16 protein-coding genes are annotated in these 18,090 nt (G+C 50.0%); 7 read left to right on the top strand and 9 right to left on the bottom strand.

The genetic code is table 11. The features are described from left to right. Positions 1 to 335: 335 nt before the first annotated feature. The gene (locus tag H579_RS0101435; protein ID WP_084623783.1) at positions 336 to 989 is read right to left on the bottom strand and encodes an arylesterase; all 654 of its coding nucleotides are present in this window, start codon (positions 987 to 989) and stop codon (positions 336 to 338) included. Between H579_RS0101435 and H579_RS0101430 the strand changes: the two genes are divergently transcribed. From H579_RS0101430 to H579_RS0101415, 4 genes are all read left to right on the top strand, one after another. After that, complete coding sequence (locus H579_RS0101430) at positions 988 to 1,689, top strand: ABC transporter ATP-binding protein (RefSeq protein ID WP_028299179.1); 702 nt, start codon at positions 988 to 990, stop codon at positions 1,687 to 1,689. The two genes, H579_RS0101435 and H579_RS0101430, sit on opposite strands and share 2 nt — an antisense overlap. Further along, on the top strand, positions 1,686 to 4,364 hold the full coding sequence (locus H579_RS0101425; protein WP_051227203.1) for an ABC transporter permease: 2,679 nt from the start codon (positions 1,686 to 1,688) through the stop codon (positions 4,362 to 4,364). Before H579_RS0101430 ends, H579_RS0101425 begins: the two co-directional genes overlap by 4 nt. A 232-nt stretch (positions 4,365 to 4,596) precedes the next feature. Further along, on the top strand, positions 4,597 to 5,931 hold the full coding sequence (locus tag H579_RS0101420; protein ID WP_036565009.1) for a DUF3422 family protein: 1,335 nt from the start codon (positions 4,597 to 4,599) through the stop codon (positions 5,929 to 5,931). Between the two features lie 149 nt (positions 5,932 to 6,080). Next, positions 6,081 to 6,398 carry a BolA family protein gene (locus H579_RS0101415; RefSeq protein ID WP_028299176.1) on the top strand — a complete coding sequence of 106 codons (318 nt, stop codon included), beginning with the start codon at positions 6,081 to 6,083 and terminating at the stop codon, positions 6,396 to 6,398. Between the two features lie 162 nt (positions 6,399 to 6,560). On the opposite strand, the gene H579_RS0101410 is transcribed toward H579_RS0101415, so the two are convergent. Next, complete coding sequence (locus H579_RS0101410) at positions 6,561 to 6,779, bottom strand: SlyX family protein (RefSeq protein WP_028299175.1); 219 nt, start codon at positions 6,777 to 6,779, stop codon at positions 6,561 to 6,563. A 238-nt stretch (positions 6,780 to 7,017) separates the two neighbouring features. On the opposite strand from H579_RS0101410, the gene H579_RS29810 reads away from it, so the two are divergent. Then, positions 7,018 to 7,449, top strand: a complete 432-nt coding sequence (locus H579_RS29810) for a cold-shock protein (RefSeq protein WP_028299174.1) — start codon at positions 7,018 to 7,020, stop codon at positions 7,447 to 7,449. A gap of 138 nt (positions 7,450 to 7,587) precedes the next feature. Here the strand turns inward: H579_RS29810 and H579_RS0101400 are convergent, their stop codons facing one another. The 6 genes from H579_RS0101400 to lhpI form a co-directional block, all read right to left on the bottom strand. Continuing rightward, on the bottom strand, positions 7,588 to 7,971 hold the full coding sequence (locus H579_RS0101400) for a hypothetical protein (protein ID WP_036565007.1): 384 nt from the start codon (positions 7,969 to 7,971) through the stop codon (positions 7,588 to 7,590). Continuing rightward, entirely contained in the window at positions 7,952 to 8,230 is a 279-nt protein-coding gene (locus tag H579_RS0101395) for a hypothetical protein (protein ID WP_028299172.1), read from the bottom strand. The genes H579_RS0101400 and H579_RS0101395 overlap by 20 nt, the downstream gene beginning before the upstream one ends. Positions 8,231 to 8,308: 78 nt before the next feature. Continuing rightward, entirely contained in the window at positions 8,309 to 9,457 is a 1,149-nt protein-coding gene (gene dapE / locus H579_RS0101390) for a succinyl-diaminopimelate desuccinylase (protein ID WP_028299171.1), read from the bottom strand. Positions 9,458 to 9,765: 308 nt separating this feature from the next. Further along, on the bottom strand, positions 9,766 to 11,151 hold the full coding sequence (locus H579_RS23805; protein WP_084623781.1) for an NAD(P)/FAD-dependent oxidoreductase: 1,386 nt from the start codon (positions 11,149 to 11,151) through the stop codon (positions 9,766 to 9,768). Between the two features lie 247 nt (positions 11,152 to 11,398). Beyond that, positions 11,399 to 12,859 (bottom strand): Na+/H+ antiporter NhaC, encoded by a 1,461-nt coding sequence (nhaC, locus tag H579_RS0101380; protein ID WP_028299170.1) that lies wholly within the window; start codon positions 12,857 to 12,859, stop codon positions 11,399 to 11,401. Positions 12,860 to 13,063: 204 nt separating this feature from the next. Then, positions 13,064 to 14,017, bottom strand: a complete 954-nt coding sequence (gene lhpI / locus H579_RS0101375) for a bifunctional Delta(1)-pyrroline-2-carboxylate/Delta(1)-piperideine-2-carboxylate reductase (protein WP_028299169.1) — start codon at positions 14,015 to 14,017, stop codon at positions 13,064 to 13,066. A 327-nt stretch (positions 14,018 to 14,344) separates the two neighbouring features. On the opposite strand from lhpI, the gene H579_RS0101365 reads away from it, so the two are divergent. Continuing rightward, positions 14,345 to 15,148 carry an AraC family transcriptional regulator gene (locus tag H579_RS0101365; RefSeq protein ID WP_028299168.1) on the top strand — a complete coding sequence of 268 codons (804 nt, stop codon included), beginning with the start codon at positions 14,345 to 14,347 and terminating at the stop codon, positions 15,146 to 15,148. 117 nt (positions 15,149 to 15,265) lie between these two features. On the opposite strand, the gene H579_RS28380 is transcribed toward H579_RS0101365, so the two are convergent. Next, a complete protein-coding gene (locus H579_RS28380) occupies positions 15,266 to 17,074 on the bottom strand; it encodes an adenylate/guanylate cyclase domain-containing protein (protein ID WP_084623779.1) in 1,809 nt (602 codons plus the stop codon). Positions 17,075 to 17,396: 322 nt separating this feature from the next. Between H579_RS28380 and ahpC the strand changes: the two genes are divergently transcribed. Then, entirely contained in the window at positions 17,397 to 17,963 is a 567-nt protein-coding gene (gene ahpC, locus H579_RS0101355; protein ID WP_028299166.1) for an alkyl hydroperoxide reductase subunit C, read from the top strand. Positions 17,964 to 18,090: the final 127 nt, after the last annotated feature.

The following is an 18,090-nucleotide window of genomic DNA, read 5'->3' as shown; positions in this document are numbered from 1 at the left end:
AATTTCTCTTTTATCCGCGTATAAACCTTTTGCCAAAATTGTTGTTTATACCTACCTAAACAAAAGTATTTCGGTATTTTCCAGCCAACAGCTGGAAAATACGCCAATTTCTCGCGGAGAAACTTTTGTTTAGATGCTTCTATTGCTTATTTTGGCCCGGCTCACTTGGTGATTCGGGCCTTTTACTGTGCTAGCAAGCAATAGATTAAGGGATAGGTGCTATGAGTGGCACAGATAAGAGGTCGGTTAACCTGCTCTTTACTTTCCAGGTGCTAGCCTAATCTTATTTAATCGTTAGCCGTGATATTCAAAGGTAGCCAGATTAGCGCAAGGGCTTAGCTTTTGGCTAACAATGGCTGAAGCACGGGCCAGATATTATTCAGCAGCTGCTGTTGAGCCTTCGCTGTGGGGTGAATACCGTCAGACTGCATCTTGTCAGGATCTGTACTTATGCCTTCCAGAATAAAAGGCATCACAGGGATCTGATATTGCTCAGCCAAAGCGGGATAGATATTGGCAAACGCCTGGGTATAACGACGACCGTAGTTAGGTGGCAGTTGAATACCTAACAGCACAGGTTGAGCCTGTTGTTGCTGAGTCAGCTGAACCAGCTTTGACAGGTTGTGTTGCAACAGCTTGAGCGGTAAGCCTCTCAGGCCGTCATTGCCTCCCAGCTCAATCAGTACCAGTTCAGGCTGATGTTGATTGAGTAGCGCAGGCAGACGAGTCAGGCCGCCCTGACTGGTTTCGCCGCTGATGCTGGCGTTGATTACCTGATAATCGTAGCCCTCTTGCCTAAGCTTATCTTGTAGCAAGGTGACCCAGCCTTGCTCTGGCTTCATACCATAACCGGCGCTGATACTATCCCCTAAAACCAGTAACCGGGCCGTCTGCGCTGCCTGCACCGATTGGGCTGATAAAGCATATAAGGTGATAAGCAGTGCTAACACCAGCCACTGTACCGAGATGAAAGGACGTTGATTAACCATGAGTTCTCCTGTTTCTGATCTTCAGCCACAATCTGTTATCCACACAGAAAACCTGTGTCGCACGGTAATGGATGCGGATAACCAGGCCCTTCATATCCTGAACGGCATCGATTTACAAATCAATGCAGGTGAGAGTGCCGCCATTCTGGGAAGTTCCGGTGCTGGTAAGTCCACTCTGTTGGGCCTGCTGGCAGGACTGGATCAAGCCAGTTCCGGTGAGGTGTACTTAAATCAACAGCCCTTGAATAAACTATCGGAGGAGGAACGAGCCGCCGTACGCCAGCAGGTGGGCTTTGTCTTTCAATCCTTTCAGCTATTAGATCACCTGACTGCGCTGGAAAATGTCATGCTGCCGTTAGAACTGGCTGGCGAGAAAAAGTATGAAGCCAAAGCAAAACAGTGGTTAGATCGGGTTGGCTTGTCCCATCGCTTAAAGCATTACCCTCGCCAGCTCTCTGGCGGCGAGCAGCAGCGCGTCGCCATTGCCCGCGCCTTTGCCGGTGAACCTCTGGTGCTGTTTGCCGATGAGCCCACTGGTAACCTGGACAGTGTAACCGGCCATTCCATTATTGAGCTGCTGTTTAGCCTGAATAAAGATCAAGGCACGACGTTAATTCTGGTCACTCACGATGAAGTGTTGGCCCAGCGCTGTCAGCGCCGTTTTTATCTACAGCAGGGAAAACTGGAGGAACGGTCGTGAATCAGAAAGTAACGGAGGTTGAGACCAAGGCAACGCCTGCTCAAGCCCGGAACACCAACACTGAAAATGCTAAGCCTGAGCAAAATAAGCCCAGCCATTGGCAGATGGCCTGGCGCTTACTGCTAAGAGAATGGCGCTCAGGCGACCTCAATCTGCTAGCCCCGGCATTGGTCCTGGCTGTCATGACTGTCGCGTTGACCGCCTTTATCGCTGATCGTCTACAAGGCGGTATGGAGCAACAAGCTGCTCAGCTAATGGGGGGCGATCTGGTACTGCGCAGCCCAAGAGCAGTGCCTGAGCCTTGGCTGGAGCAGGCACGACAACAGCAACTCACCGTGGTGAAAACAGTAGAGTTTGCCAGTATGGTCGCCTCTGATCAGGGTTTTCAGCTCTCCGCGGTAAAAGCGGTCCAATCTGGCTACCCATTAAAAGGCGGACTGGCTTTGGCGACCAGCCCGACTGACTTTACCCCTGTCAGCAGTGCTGGGCGTTTACCTGCCAGTGGTGAAGTGTGGATGGATAATCGTCTGTTAGCCGCATTAGGTGTAGCTGTGGGCGACGAAGTGGAGATTGGCCAGAAGCTGTTCCATATCCGCGAGATGATCGTTAAAGAACCCGACCGTGGTGGCGGCTTTTTAAGCTTTAATCCCCGTGCACTGATCAACTTTGATGATGTCGCCGCAACCGGTGTGATTCAGCCCGGTAGCCGGGTCAACTTTCGCATACTCTTCGCAGGTGCTCCAGAGCAGATCGATCGTTATAAGCAGTGGCTGGAGCCCAGGTTAGAAGCGGCTCATCGCCTGCTGGATGTGCGGGAAGACCGTCCTTCTGTCGGCTCGGCATTGGATCGGGCCCAACGCTATCTGCAGTTGACCAGTATCGGTGCCGTGATTCTATCCGGTGTCGCTGTTGCTATGGCCGCAGGCCGCTTTGCCCGTCGTCGTCAGGATACTGTTGCGGTAATGGCCAGCCTCGGCCATGCTCCCCGCGTTATGAGCGCCATCTATCAACGTATGTTGCTGGTGTTAGGCCTCTTAGCTGCCTTAGTGGGGGCTGGCCTGGGTTATCTGATTCAATCCGTTGCGGTCAGCCTGGTTGCCGATCTGTTACCTGTGTATCTGCCAGCAGCCAGTTGGCAGCCCTGGGTATTAGCGGTGGGTACTGGCGTATTGCTATTGATGGGTTTTGCCAGTGCACCACTGTTGCAGTTGAAGAATGTCTCGCCATTAAGAGTATTCCGCCGTGATCTGGATATGGCCACGCCTTCTACATTGATGGTTTATGGTTTAGCTGTATTGGCTTTGGTCGTGCTGGTGTATTGGTACAGTGGCGATTTAAAACTCACCTTCTGGTTAACATTGGGCCTGGCACTAGTACTGTCGTTGGCCGCCGTGATTACCCTGGGCTTATTCCGGGTATTAAAAGTGGCGGGGCCTGGTTTATCCACACGTCCACGTCTGGCGATTCGTAGTCTCTATAGTCACCGTCAAACCGCACTGCCACAGGTGCTGGCTTTTGGTCTGGTACTGATGGTTGTGGCCCTGGTCGCGCTGATTCGTAGTGATCTCCTGGTCAGTTGGCAGCAGCAGTTGCCGAGTAATGCGCCTAACTATTTTGCCATTAATATTCAGCCCTACGAGCAGGACGCGTTTGCTCAAACATTGGATGAAGCAGGTGTCCAGCGTTCACCGCTTTATCCTATGGTGCGTGCACGCTTAACACTGATTAATCAGCAACCAGCCATTGATATGGTGCCGGAAAAAGGGCGTGAATATAACGCTCTGCATCGGGAGCTGAATCTGACCTGGCGCAGCACCCTACCGGATGATAACAAGGTGATTGACGGCCGCTGGTGGCCTGCTGATCTGCATTGGACGGCACCCTCTTCGCTCAACAGCACAGGTCAGGCTGGTTCTGACATGCAAAATAGTAGGGATAAGGATTCGGCACCGCCCCGACAAAATCTCATACCCCTTTCCCTTGAATCTGAGATGGTTAAACATCTTGGCTTAAAGCTGGGCGACCAGCTGACCTTCACCTTGGCAGGGCAAAAGATCGAGGGTTATATCGATAACGTCCGCACAGTGAACTGGGATAATTTCAAACCTAACTTCTATGTGATTGCTCCTCCAGGCGCATTGGATAACCTGCCACAGACCTCACTGGCCAGTTTCCATCTGCCTGCAGATCAGCAGCAATTGGTGCCGAAATTGGTAGGGGCCTTCCCGGCAGTGTCCCTGTTGGATATTGGCCAGATTCTGGCTCAGGTTCGTCAGATTCTGCAACAGGTGACTTTGGCGATCGAAGTGATGCTGGGCTTTACCCTGCTGTGTGGCCTGGTATTGCTGCTAGCGGCGGTAAAAAATAGTCTGAATGACCGATTGCGTGAAGGTGCACTGTATCGCACATTGGGGGCATCCGGGCGCTTAATCCGTCAGATTCAGTGCACAGAATTTATTCTGCTGGGTATGTTGGCAGGAGTGTTAGCCCTGATGGGATCGGAGCTAACGGCGTTTCTGCTCTACAGTAACCTATTTGACTTGGACTATAGCCTAAGTTTTACTCACTGGTTACTACTGCCATTATCCGGTGGCGTCATTATTACCGCAGCGGGCATGTGGGGCACACGACAGGTGATCCTTCAACCGCCGTTACAGGTATTACGCTCCGGTTAGGTTAATAGATTCCGGCATCGGCTGGGCTTATTCTTGCATGATCTGAAGTAAATGCCTGAGAGATCACTTTAGATAATCGCTGTGCGGCAAAGATAAAGTGCAAGAACAGGTGGGTCATAGGACCTGATTGATAATGAACAGACCCGAATAGATCGACACCTATTCGGGTTCTTTTTTCTGGTAAGAGCACAGATTTAACACAGTTAATAAAATAATAAGGGTACACCACTCAATGAATGCCGAGGTCAAAACAGAAGCAGATTCAATTCTGCCGTTTAATGTTCACCCTAAGCGTGATGAGCTGTATCACGAATTACACGCGCGTCCTTTCCCCGTGGTTCAGACACCGGCTCGGGTGTCACGTTTAGCCGTGTTAATTCCTGAGGGGCAGCGGGAGCAGGAGTTTGCTCATCTGCAGAACCTGTGTCAGCGCTATGGCGCAAATATGCCCGCTGAAAACAGCAACTTCTATCAGGCCGATTTTGGCGGTTTTCAATTCCGCTGTGGTCGCCATATGGAATTTGTCACCTATACCTTTATCCGTCCTGAAAGTGGGGATCGCCCATTTGCCAGTACCGCACTGGAGCTGGTACCACAGGATTGGTTGCAGAAAATACCCGGTCAGGTAGTCGCCGCTTTTCATGTGGAGATGCTGGATCGTACGCAACCCGAGCTCAATCGGGAACAGCTGAAAACCTGCTTTGAAGGTCAGCGTCTGGTCTATGGTCACCTGATGGATGGCGATGCGGCGGTCTGGAGTGCCTTTCGTCTGCATGGCGATGGTTTTGGCCGTTTTCTGGTGCACAACAATGGGTTAAACAATAACCAGGCCGGTCGTCTGCTACAGCGCTTACTGGAGTTGGAAACCTATCGTCTGATGGCACTGCTGGCACTGCCGGAAGCCCGTAGCCTGAGCCCTGAAATCCAGCAGACGGATAAAAAGCTGGCCGGTATTATCGCCAGTGTGACCGAGATTGAGGATCACGAAGGCGAGCGGGAGATGTTGACTAAGCTGTCTCATATGGCCGCTCAGGTGGAGCGCTGGCGTACTGACACCAACTCCCGTTTTTCGGCTATGCGCGCCTACTATGCCCTGGTGATGAAGCGCATGGATGAATTAAACGAGCAGCAGGTGGAAAACTACTTTACCATCGGCTCCTTTTTGGAAAGACGTTTAACACCGGCCTATCATACCTGTGAATCGGTCAGCGAGCGTTTGGAGGATCTGGCCCGTCGTATTGAACGTGCCGGAGACCTGTTACAGACCCGAGTGGACCTGACCATCGAAGCGCAGAATCAAAGCCTGTTAGCCTCAATGGATCGTCGTGGACGGTTACAGATGCGCCTGCAGGAGACAGTAGAAGGCCTGTCTATCGCCGCAATCAGCTACTATCTGGTCAGCCTGGTAAAGATTATCCTCAATGCGATTTACAGTGCGGGGTATCCCGTCGATAAGGAGCTGATCACAGGCCTGTCAGTGCCTGTCGTGGTGGCTATTGTCTGGTGGATCACCCATCGGGTCAAAAAAGTCATTATGAATGCCAGCAAATCAGAGCCGGATATTTGACACGGTTGAAGAGCCGGATTGATACCGGTAGTGGGATCAAAACTGACTGAATCAGTCGGAATTGCAATCTTTTTCAGACCGGGTAAAGTGAGCCTGCAGGTGTAGTACCCGCAGGCTTTTCTTTTTCTATTGATCCAGAGTGGATAGTGATGACAGTACAGCAAACCATTGAACAGAAACTGAGCGAGCAACTGGCCCCGGAATACCTCAGTGTTGAAAATGAGAGCCATATGCACAGCCGTGGCGAAGACTCTCATTTTAAATTAACCATGGTCTCTGAGCAGTTTGCCGGTTTACGTCCGGTACAACGCCACCAGAAGGTTTATGGCATTCTGGCAGACGAACTAGCGGCAGGTGTCCATGCTCTGGCTATTCACCCTTTTACAGCCGAAGAGTGGCAGCAGCGTCACGGTGAAGTACCGGCATCCCCTACCTGTCAGGGTGGCAGCAAACACGATTTAGCTTAAGAGCTACGGTGGCAGGCTTTAGTCTGCCACCGTGCTTGTTCGGTATATACTCAAACCGATATTAATGATATCTAAGATACCGGCTGTAGTGGCTGATGGTTTGATATCCCACGGTTCTAAGATATTAGTCGAACAAAGGAGGCTCAATAAGACAAATCACACTTAATAATGGGGCGGAACCTCATTCAACGGATCAAATGGCTGGATATCATCATTTGATCGGGTTTGCTGCTCTTTCAGTTCGGCATATAGCAGCTTCATGGAGTCTTCCAAGCGGAAAATACGCTGATCTTGCTCGGTAATCACCTTATTCAGCGACTCTATGGTGTCTTCCAGAAACGCCGTTTTAATTTCCAATTCTGTTATGCGCTCTTCTGGCATAGATTTAACTCCTGATAATTTATAAGGATTCAGGCTCTTCAAGTGGAGCATACGCTCTGTATAATAGCCTATACAAGGCAGGTTTCAGAGACTCGGTTTTGTTCCATGTAGTACCAGTTGTTTTGGTCTCTTACGGCAGTTCTTGTGTTTCTACCACCTGAATAGGATGTTTGGGTATGTATCTCTTTGTTTTTAGGATGATATTTAATAATAACTAAACGAATATGAGAGAGTAAGTATGAGCAAAAATTCCTTTGTTCGTTGTATTTTAATTAGTGTGGTTATGGCCGTTGTTGGGCCATTTGTTTTGGATGCGATAACTCAGGCAGGAGATCAGGGGCTACTGGCCAGTGGTCACTTTGGAAAAGCCGCTGGGGTATTTTTTCTGACAACCCTTATCAGCACATCGCTGCTGAATTACATGACACCTCAGCTGGCCAATATTGCCAATGATGAAAACGATGATCGGGAAATGGGCACAGTGAAGTGGTTTAACGTGTCAAAAGGCTTCGGCTTTATTACCCGTGATTCCGGTGGTGATGTATTCGTGCATTTTCGTTCAATCAGGGGCACAGGGCATCGATCACTGGCAGAGGGGCAACGCGTACGCTTTGCCACTATTGAAAGTGATAAAGGCTTACAAGCCGAGGATGTTACTGTAATCAGTTAACCCTTACCCCCTCTCAAACAAAAATATTCTGTTTGAGGCTAAGCAATAAAAATGCCCGGCTTGCCGGGCATTTTTTGTTTCAGGCAGTCATCATTGTTCGTTAATAACGGCCTGATGATAGACCCGTATTCGGGGTAGTTAATCCGGCCAGCTGATCTCGCCTTCGCCTTTTTTACTGATCTGCCACCATAGATCCATTGGCTGATCCGGTTCCCAGGAGCCGATGGAGCAGCGAATAGTGGTATCAAAATAAGCAAAAGCCGCACGGGCACAGTCAATGTCTGTATCCCAAGGGCTTGCCGGACTATCAAACCAAATACTCCAGTATTTACCAGCTGCTTTTTCAACTACATTAATCGGGATTTCTACGCCATCTTCACGGGTCGCGATATACAGCAAGGTACGCTTATCCAGGCGCTTAGGCTGCCCCAGACCAGCAAATACTTCTCGTAACCATTGCTCAATCTGCTCCAGCTCAGGAGCGTTGACGTAAATCTCGATATCAGGAAACGCCGTTGTCATCTTTATCATCCAGAAATTTTATGATGCGAAATACGCTAAGCGCCAAATAACCCACCAGAGCAAACAAACTACCAATGCCCATCACGATCAGAGCCAGCAGGGCGATCAGTTCCTGGCGAAGCGGTGGCAGGTGCGTTGCACCGTCTGCCCACATTAACAGTATGGCTCCGGCAAAAAAGATCATCATACCCACAACAACACGACGGAAGTTCTGTGGGGCATTATCGGCCATTTTATACAGGCGCTGTTTTAGCTTCATAGCAGGTGCGTATTAATCCGAAAATCAGGTACCAGGTGAATCACTCTTAAACTGATCAAGCCTTAGACCAGCGGGGCTTTAAACTAACAAGTGCTCCAGAATACCACGATAGATACCGGTCAGTTTATTCAGATCATCAGCCAATACGTGTTCATTCACTTTATGAATAGTGGCATTACAAGGGCCCAACTCAACCACTTGAGTACCGGTTGGAGCAATAAAGCGACCGTCTGATGTACCGCCAGAGGTCGACAGCTCGGTATCAATACCGGTGGCGTCTTTAATAGACTCACGACAGGCGTTCACCAGCGTGCCTTCCGGCGTTAAAAACGGCAGACCATTGACTGTCCAGTTGGCTTCATAATCAATACCATGCTTGTCCAGAATACCTTCAGCACGCATCTTCAGGCTATCGACTGTCTGTTCGGTAGAGAAGCGGAAGTTAAAGACAATCTCCACATCGCCGGGGATGACATTGGTTGCACCTGTACCACCATTGATATTGGAGATCTGGAAGCTGGTCGCCGGAAAGTAGTCATTACCATGGTCCCAGTGCTCAGTGGATAGTTCTGCCAATGCCGGGGCCACCTCATGAATTGGGTTACGGGCCAGATGTGGATAAGCCACGTGTCCCTGTACACCGTGTACCTTCAGTTTGCAGCCCAGAGAACCACGGCGACCATTTTTGATAATGTCGCCTGTATGATCGGTACTGGACGGTTCACCCACAATACACCAAGTCATCTTTTCGCCACGGGCTTCCAGATGTTCAACCACTTTTACGGTACCGTTAACCGCTGGACCTTCCTCATCAGAGGTGATCAAAAAGGCGATCGAGCCTTTGTGATCCGGGTGCTCAGCGATAAACTCTTCACAGGCGATAACCATAGATGCCAGACTGCCTTTCATATCCGCAGCACCACGGCCATACAGCATACCATCTTCGCCAATGCACGGCTCAAACGGAGGGTGATCCCAGCGGGCTTCAGGGCCTGTAGGCACTACATCTGTGTGACCGGCAAAAGCCAGCACAGGGGCTTCAGTACCACGACGGGCCCAGAAGTTATCCACCTCCCCAAAACGCAGACGTTCCACGGTAAAGCCTATGGCTTCCAGGCGCTGAATCATCAGCTCCTGACAACCGGCATCTTCCGGGGTAACCGAACGGCGACTGATCAGATCAAAAGCCAGTTCCAGAGTAGGAGTAAGGGTGTTGTCTGCGGACATAGGGTTGATATCCTCATGGTGACATGCAGGTCAAATGACTGGTAAATCAAGGCGCATTATCATACCGGAAAGCTGGGTTTTAGTCCTGTACAAAATTCAACCAGACATAGCACAGGCCGATGGTTATTAGCGTTGGAAAAGTTATCATCAACTTATCCACAAGCCAATACAGCATCTCTGTGGAAAGTGTTTTTTGAATGTTGAAAAGCAGGGTAAAGCAGAGTCAAAAAAGCCGGGCAGCACCCGGCGAAAACGGCAGAGCCGCACTTTAGGTAAACGATTTATATGTCCCAAAAATTCTGAGTGGATTAAAACCGGGATACCGAAAAGTAGTGAGTGGGCATAAAGGGGCTTTCCTGTTCGGAAATTGCCAGTATCAGCTCTGCCGTGGCAGCCGCTTGAGTCAAGCCAAGGTGTTGATTACCAAAGGCAAACAGCAGTTGGCTATGTTCCGGGTGTTGATCAATGACGGGCAAAGAATCCGGTAAGGTTGGACGATGTCCCATCCACTGCTCACAATCCTTTTCTATAGTGGATTTTAGAGTCGGTAGCAGTTGCTGAGTATGGTGCTTCAGCACATTAAAACGACGCTGAATCGGACCTCGCTTTAAGCCGCCCAGTTCTGTCATCCCCACCGCTCTCAGGCCTGAATCCAATGGTGTTAAAACAAAACGACGTTCCGCAGAGCCAATGGCGTGTTTCAGTTTGTGCTGCTGGTTTGGCAGGGTGATGTGGTAGCCCCGTTCGGCTTCCAGCGGCACCTTGAGGTTTAAATCAGCCAGCAGCTTTTTGCCCCAGGCTCCGGTACAGAGTAGCGCTTTATCAAAACGATGCTCGGAAGATAGTTCACTGGTTAATGAGCAGCTTGCACCTGTCTGGCCACATACCGTTTTAATCCGCACCTGTTTTTTTGCAACACCACTATCCAGGGTAGCTTCAGGCACCAACTGATTCACTTCCGCCTGAATAAAATGCCCGCCTTGATCGGTAAACGCCTGGAACAGTTTTACACACAGTTGATAAGGCTCTTTTACCCGGCTCGCTTGTGGAAAATACACCCCATGACTGAGCTGCTGCGCCAGTTCCGGCTCCAGTTTCGCCAGCGCTTCACCTTCCACGTACTCGCAGGGAATATCGACGGCCTGCATATAACGCATATGCTGCTGCGCAGCTGTTTTTTTCTGTGCAGACTCCCAAACCAGCAGATAACCGGCATGTACGATCTCATCCTGTGCATTGACCTTGCTGAGCAGACGCTGCCATGCAGGTACTGACTCACGGTTTAGCTGAGTCAGAGCTTCCCGGCTATGCCTGGCATTATCGGGGTGGGCCGCTTTAATAAAGCGACCCAGCCAGGGCAACACCTTTAAAAGGTGGTTCCACGGCAGACAAACCGGGCCTTTGGGGTTAAGCCACAAGCGCGGGGCCTGTTTTAGGGTATCCACAGTGGATAGAGGATCAATCAGTTCGGTCGCCAGATAACCGGCATTACCAAAAGATGCGCCTTTACCCGGTAGATCGCGATCAAACAAAGTGACCTGATAGCCCCTGGCCTGAGCTTGCAGTGCGCAGCATAAACCCACCACCCCGGCACCGATAATCGCCAGTGTTTTCTCTGTCTTTGGATTGGAGCCTAATGCCTCATGCAGGGATGACGCGGAATCCGTAGGTGATAGAGAAGTATGTATCGTCATAATCTTTCCTGACTGATTGATCGTTGCCCGGCTAGTTTGAGCCGAGCAATACCAAACCAGAGAAGTGATTGTGAACCAGAGAAGTGATTGTAGGTCGGAAAAGCCGCAAGGCGCCTTCCGACAATCATCCGGTATCGGAGTCAGCGTCGGATGGCGCTCCGCTTATCCAACCTACTCTGATATCAAGAAACTTATCTGGAATGGTATAAGTCTAAGCAGTGCTGTTTTTACAACGCAGCCCTTATGATCAGGCTTCTGCAGTTTCTTTTGTGCTCTGACGAGCTTCCGTATCACTGTCTTTTGCTTTTGGTGAAAACAGCCCCATTTGCGCATAGAAGATTCCGATGGCCGGAGAGAGCCAGCAGGCAAAAGCCAGTGGCGCATAGAGTAGGTTACTGTAATCACCGGAGGCTACGGTCAGACCCAGTGCGCCAATGACAAAAGCACCACCGGCATTCCAGGGGATCAATGGCGATACCAAAGTGCCGCCCTCTTCAATGGCACGGGACAGATTCAGACGGCTGTAACCGATACGATCATATTCAGGGCCATACATACGACCCGGCAGAGCGATAGACAGGTAAACATCACCGGATACCGCATTGGTGGTTATCGATGTCAGAATGGCATTCGTCTGCAGACCTCGATAGCTGCGGGTCAGGTGAGACAGCTTATCCACAATCGCTTCCAGACAGCGGGTACGTTCCAGTGCACCACCATAAGCCAGAGCAAACATCATCAGGGTTACGACCCAAGTCATGGAGGAGACACCACCACGATTCAGCAGGCTGTTTAACGCATCGTTATTAGTTTCAATACTAAAACCACCGTGAGCAAAGCTCAGCAGCTGATTCAGGTTGTAGTCGTAGTTTGCCCAAGCAACCAAGGCACCGGAAACAAAGCCGATAAACAAAGCGGGGATGGGAGCCACCTTAAAAAAGGCCAGAGACATAACGATGATCAATGGCAACAGAGGTAGAAAACCCAGATCAAAGTGCTCTGCTAAACCATTTTGAAACGCATTGATCTGCTCAAGCTGGCTATTATCAGCACTGGTGCCACCGACCAACAGATAAATCACAAAAGCGATCACCATGGCAGGCACCGTGGTCGGCATCATATTGCGGATATGATCAAAGACATTGGTTTCGGTCACCGCGGCAGCCAGGTTTGTGGTATCTGACAGCGGCGAAATCTTATCACCAAAAAAGGCACCGGACACCACAGCGCCAGCGGTCCAGTACAGAGGCACATCAAACGCAGTACCGATACCCACCAGAGCCAAACCCACCGTACCTACGGTCGTCCAACTGGAACCAATCGACAGAGACACCACTGAACACAGCAGCATAGTCGCAGCCAGGAACCAGGCCGGATCGATCACATCCAGACCGTAATAGATCAGGGTCGGCACCGTGCCACTGGCGATCCAGGTACTCAGTAGCATACCTACTACGATCAAAGTAGCGATAGAAGGCATCGCCACATGAATCACATGAAACGCGCCTTTCTCAATATCCTTCCAGCGATAGCCCTGAGCCCAACCGACAATAGCGGTAATGGCAAAGCCGATAGCCAGTGCAATATGAGGGGTAAAATCATCGTAATAGAAGATCTGGATACCCAGTAAAGCGATGGTCGACAGAATAGGGATCAGCGCGATACTGACCGACGGCATAGGGAGATCAGGAGACTTATTATTCGTCATTGTTAATGCTCCGGGGACTGAAGTCCGAGGGTTGTGTTTTTGGAATGGTTTTATTGTTTTATTGAGTACCATAGGTACATCGGTTACCCGCCCGAAGATCCGGGCGGGTAGCAGGGATCGTTAACGATCCCCATTGACTTGGCAGGCCTTGAGTCGCGTTATAACCCTGGTCAGGGAATGGCGTTAAAGTACCCGTGTCAGACTTTATTGAGCCCGTTGATAGGCAAGAATGGCCGCTGCCAGATCTTCTCTGGAGTCACCCACGGATTTAAATACGGTGATGCTTTGCGTCGGGTCATCCAGCTGGGCACGACCCTTATGCTGACCAGAGCAAAGTTCAGTGAATTCCGCTTGAATATCCGCTTCACTAATAGCCCCTTGCTGAATAGGGCTGATCAGATCACCGGTTTCAGACAAGGCACCGGCGCGGGTATCCACAAAGATCTGGCCCCGCTGCATAACACGGTTATCCGCTTCACGCATCTCAGGGGTAAAACTGCCGACCAGATCCAGATGGGTTCCTGGCTTTAACCAATCCCCCAGAATCAGTGGCTCAGTCGCCATAGTGGCACAGCTGATCAGATCCACCTGACCGGCGACATTGGCCAAATCAGCAACAGGGCAAACCTGAGCATCAATATCTTGTGCAACCAGCTGATCCACTAAGGCTTGTGAAGCCTGCTCAGAGCGATCCCATACCCATACTTTGTTGATTGGGCGAACACTCATATGGGCAGGAATCAAGCGCTGGCCCATGCGACCTGCACCCACCATCAGCATGCTGTGGGTGTCTTCACGGGACAGATAACGGGAAGCCATGGCAGAAGCTGCCGCGGTACGACGAGCAGTGATCTCATTACCGTCCAGCTGAGCCAGAGGACGGCCACTTTTGCCACAGCTAAGGGTATAGTGGCTGGTCAGACCTGGCAGGCCCCGGTTGTTATTGCCCGGAAACACGTTAACCTGTTTTACGCCCAGGTATTCACCCTCTAACCAGGCGGGCATTAGCAGTAAGGTCGCATCAGGATCACCCGGTACAGGCATGGTGTGGTGGTGACGTACAGGCGCACCAACTTTGCGGGTAAAAATATCTTCCAGCGCCTGAATCAACTCATGCCAGGGCAGTAAACGACAAACGTCTTGTGCATCAATTTGCATCGTAAGCTCTCTGCTTTTTTGTTCTGTATTATGATCTTTGGCATGTTAGCAAGCTTACGGGGCAGGTCTTTGACCGGTTCTCTGCTGTTTTTGACCCAGGCTCTGTTTCTGTCGGATTTGTGTTACTGAGATAGCCTGAAAGCCCATATAGCAGCCTGACTCTAGGCTTAAAACCCATATGGACGCACATCTCTGTGGCCCATATAGACGTTGCTCAAAGGATGGTGTTAGGCTAAAAAGCAGGTTTCGACAAGTGGTAGGATGCACTGAAGCGGAACTGACGGTTTATTCCATCATCTTAATTTGCCTGAAAACAGATCGAACTCCATGCACAGCCTGATTCGACGTAACCGGATTGCTCACCAAAGTGGACAGCACTGCCACGACTTTTCCCAAATTCTGATTGGCTGGAAAGGGCGGATGGCCTGTGAGTTGCTCCATGGCGGTGGAAATTACCTGACACAAGGCTCCTTTGCCATTGTGCCCGGCCAGGAGTCACACCTGTTTCATGGCTTAAGTGATGATTGTGAGTTGCTGGTGTTGGACATTCCCAATGCTGATCCTCTGGTCAGTGCTATCGAACAAAGCTCCGATATCGCTCTGTATCAGGATTGGTTACAAACTCCGCGTTTTGCACAGATTACCGCAGGTACCGCCCCCTTACTGGAGTTTGCATCCACCCGTCTGCAACAGAGAAACGATAGGGTGTCCGCCGCATTAAGCTGCCAGCTACTGCCCCTGTTACTCCTGCAATTGTGTATGCCGGGAGAGACGATTGAACCCGAAATCATCACTTCCATTGGTAGTCAGTCCCGTATTGATGAACAGCAGCTTAACCGTCTGATTGACCGTCATCTGTCAGAACCGCTGGATAATCAGCAACTGGCAGATCACTTCTATCTCAGCCAGAGTCACTTTTATACGCTGTTTAATCGCCAGTTTGCTATGGCTCCGCAACAATACGTAGCGCAGCGGCGTATGCAGAAAGCCAGAGAGCTGCTACAAACCACATCCTTGTCCCAACTGGCCATTGCTGAAGAGCTGGGCTTTTCCGATGCCTCCAGTCTGTCCCGCGCCTATAAAAAGCACTTCGGCCAGACACCTAGGCAGGCACGAAAAAGAGCCCATTAAGGGCTCTTTAATACAGTTATCTTTGATGCAGCCATCTTTGATACAGTCATCTTTGGTTCCAGGGATACCGTGACTTTGCTTGTTTCGATCCGCTGCATCAAAGCATGCTATTTATGATCAACACTTGCGGTCCGGGCAAACGGTGCTTAAGCATTTCAGGTGATACAAGCGCACATTAGGATCGGCAAAGAAACCGATTTCCCACGGGTTTTTATCAATAAATGCGGACTTCACCGGTTGATAGATCGGGTGATCCACCGGCACTTCGTAGGCCTCGGCATCAATCAGTACATAGTTCCAGTCAATGGCATTTTCAAAGGTAAAGTTGGCGCGCTCATCAATGGCAAAACAGCAGCGGTTATCTTTCTGCAGTTGCTGCACTTTGAAGGTCGATGGGAAAGAGATAATAAAAATATCGTCTTCCTTGGTGGATAAAAACGCCATGGCGGTGGTGTGAGGTTGTTCCGGTGTGCGGGTTACCAGCACGCCGATTTTATTCTCATGTTCCTCATCGTTCAGTTCAGGCATCTCGGTTAACGGTGTTTCAGGTAAAGCCTGCAATGGACGACCGTCCGGCGGGAACTGGTAATCCGGTTGCCTGGCTGCCAGTACTTCGCTAACACCATAAACCAGACTGAAATCCCTAAAGGTTAAACGCAGGGTTAAACCATCAATGACCTCTGTGACAACACCTTTATAAGAGGTACGAAACACCCGCAGCTCCGCATCAAACTCATCAACACCAGTACGGTTATCCAGATGCAGGGTTAGATACTCACCGGCCTGTAACCGATGACCGTTAGGCACATAGAACGTTAAACTGTTATCTGAGTAAAGCTGAACCTGGCCAATATGCAGCGCCAACTGATCGCCCTGATAACTGGCGGCAACGGCAATCGCAGGACTACCAATCACATGGGGCAGATTATCCACTTCAATATCCATTAATGACTCCTCTTCATAATTGCCATGGCTCCCCTGATGTTCAGGTATAGGCGATGATAAACGCCAGATCCGGGTCGCTTCCCGGATGCCTTTCAGGTATACATCGTAACACTCAGTATAGGAATAGCTTTCCCGGGCAGCCGCTTTTACCTGATCAGAAATCAACAGAGTACACTGATAGGTTTTACACAAGGCTTCAATACGTGAGGCGCGATTGACTCTGGGACCTAAAGCGGTAAAGCTTTGCTGATTCTTGCTGCCAAAGAAACCTGTCAGCGAAGGACCATAGTCGATACCGATCCCTATCTTAAAGCGGTAATCAAAGGCCTCCTGAAAGTACTGATTGAGATTGACCAGCTCCAGCTGCATCTGTTCAGCGGCTTTTAGCGCATCATCACACGGGTGAGTATCCCGGTCTGCATCCAAACCAAACAGCACCATAATGCCGTCACCCAGAAGCTTATCGACATAACCACCATAGGCCTGCACCACATCAATCATGGCCGCAAAATAGCGATTCAGCATATGGGAAACATCATAGGGCAGATGCTGCTGACTGAATTCGGTAAAGTTACGGATATCGGAAAACATCACCGCAATCTCTTTACGCTCAGCATTAGGCTTTAAGCCGTTCTCCAGCGCCTGAGAGATATCAAAGTTATCCCGCACCAACCGACGTACACTGGCAGGCCCTTTCGCCTTTGTCTGACAGGCCAGGCGCACATAAGGTGGCAGATTCTTATGCTTCTTAATATGTTGCTCGGCTTCTGTCTCCGGCGTCAGATTGTCCAGCCCCTCTTCCACCACAACCCGGCAGGTTGAGCACCGGCCCTGACCACCGCATTCATGCACATGTGGTATCTCATTTTTCAGCGCCTGACAGAGTAGAGTCTCTCCCGGTGCGGCCAGAAAAGACTTCTCGTTAACAAAGTTCAGCTGGAATTCTGGCGAGCGCACTGTCTCGGGCTTTTTATCGGACATATCCTAAACCGAATGATAGAAAAGCTTAGTGTAGGCGTTTGCAGGCGGTGAAGTCATCTGCAAAAAAGCGATTGTAATGATAGGTTTTTGTGAAAGGCTGGATCGTGATTTAACCTGTTTCAGTATCTTATCAAGCATAGATCCAGGGTATGTTATTTTAATGATAGCTTTTACCTATCATTAAAATAACCATAATCGATTTAATCTTTCTTAGCTGACTGGATAAACTAACTCCGAACTCAACGAAACAGGGCCGGTTAAGAGACTAACCCTGAAGTTAAAACAGCGAAATGCTGAACGTTAAAGAGATAGGAGCACTACCATGCCACAAGCAATCAACACTGAAATCAAGCCATTTGCAGCCACTGCTTTCAAACAAGGTGAATTCGTAGAGATCACTGAAGCAGATGTAAAAGGTAAATGGGCTGTTTTCTTCTTCTACCCAGCGGACTTCACTTTTGTATGTCCTACTGAACTGGGCGACGTTGCAGACAAATACGCAGAGCTGCAAGAGATGGGCGTAGAGGTGTTCTCTGTATCGACAGATACTCACTTCACTCACAAAGCATGGCACGACAGCTCTGAAACAATCGGCAAGATCAACTACTACATGGTAGGCGACCAGTCCGGCAACATCACCAACAACTTCGGTGTAATGCGTGAAGGTATGGGTCTGGCAGACCGCGCCACTTTCGTGATTGACCCTGAAGGTGTGATCCAGGCGATGGAAATCACTGCTGAAGGTATTGGCCGTGATGCAGACGACCTGCTGCGTAAGATCAAAGCGGCTCAGTATGTTGCTGCTCACCCAGGTGAAGTATGTCCGGCTAAATGGAAAGAAGGCGAAGCGACTCTGGCTCCTTCTCTGGATCTGGTTGGCAAAATCTAAGCCTGACCATCCTTGTGCTCTTATGGAGGCCTCCCGCTGGGAGGTACTCCATAGGTCAACCGGAAACAGCACTATTTTTTGTTCATAGAATTTTGTTCATAGAAATAGCCTGTTTCATTCACGGATA

The sequence above is a fragment of the Oceanospirillum beijerinckii DSM 7166 genome, assembly GCF_000422425.1.
GTDB lineage: Bacteria > Pseudomonadota > Gammaproteobacteria > Pseudomonadales > Halomonadaceae > Oceanospirillum > Oceanospirillum beijerinckii.
The sequence above is the reverse complement of the archived record's forward strand: the minus strand, read 5'-3'. Positions and strand labels throughout refer to the sequence as shown.

Bases quoted from the DNA above. Each gene is read 5' to 3' on its own strand.
- H579_RS0101430 (WP_028299179.1), top strand. From the start codon at position 988: ATGAGTTCTCCTGTTTCTGATCTTCAGCCACAATCTGTTATCCACACA.
- H579_RS0101435 (WP_084623783.1), bottom strand. From the start codon at position 989: ATGGTTAATCAACGTCCTTTCATCTCGGTACAGTGGCTGGTGTTAGCA.
- H579_RS0101420 (WP_036565009.1), top strand. From the start codon at position 4,597: ATGAATGCCGAGGTCAAAACAGAAGCAGATTCAATTCTGCCGTTTAAT.
- H579_RS0101415 (WP_028299176.1), top strand. From the start codon at position 6,081: ATGACAGTACAGCAAACCATTGAACAGAAACTGAGCGAGCAACTGGCC.
- H579_RS0101410 (WP_028299175.1), bottom strand. From the start codon at position 6,779: ATGCCAGAAGAGCGCATAACAGAATTGGAAATTAAAACGGCGTTTCTG.
- H579_RS29810 (WP_028299174.1), top strand. From the start codon at position 7,018: ATGAGCAAAAATTCCTTTGTTCGTTGTATTTTAATTAGTGTGGTTATG.
- H579_RS0101400 (WP_036565007.1), bottom strand. From the start codon at position 7,971: ATGACAACGGCGTTTCCTGATATCGAGATTTACGTCAACGCTCCTGAG.
- H579_RS0101395 (WP_028299172.1), bottom strand. From the start codon at position 8,230: ATGAAGCTAAAACAGCGCCTGTATAAAATGGCCGATAATGCCCCACAG.
- dapE (WP_028299171.1), bottom strand. From the start codon at position 9,457: ATGTCCGCAGACAACACCCTTACTCCTACTCTGGAACTGGCTTTTGAT.
- H579_RS23805 (WP_084623781.1), bottom strand. From the start codon at position 11,151: ATGACGATACATACTTCTCTATCACCTACGGATTCCGCGTCATCCCTG.
- nhaC (WP_028299170.1), bottom strand. From the start codon at position 12,859: ATGACGAATAATAAGTCTCCTGATCTCCCTATGCCGTCGGTCAGTATC.
- lhpI (WP_028299169.1), bottom strand. From the start codon at position 14,017: ATGCAAATTGATGCACAAGACGTTTGTCGTTTACTGCCCTGGCATGAG.
- H579_RS0101365 (WP_028299168.1), top strand. From the start codon at position 14,345: ATGCACAGCCTGATTCGACGTAACCGGATTGCTCACCAAAGTGGACAG.
- H579_RS28380 (WP_084623779.1), bottom strand. From the start codon at position 17,074: ATGTCCGATAAAAAGCCCGAGACAGTGCGCTCGCCAGAATTCCAGCTG.
- ahpC (WP_028299166.1), top strand. From the start codon at position 17,397: ATGCCACAAGCAATCAACACTGAAATCAAGCCATTTGCAGCCACTGCT.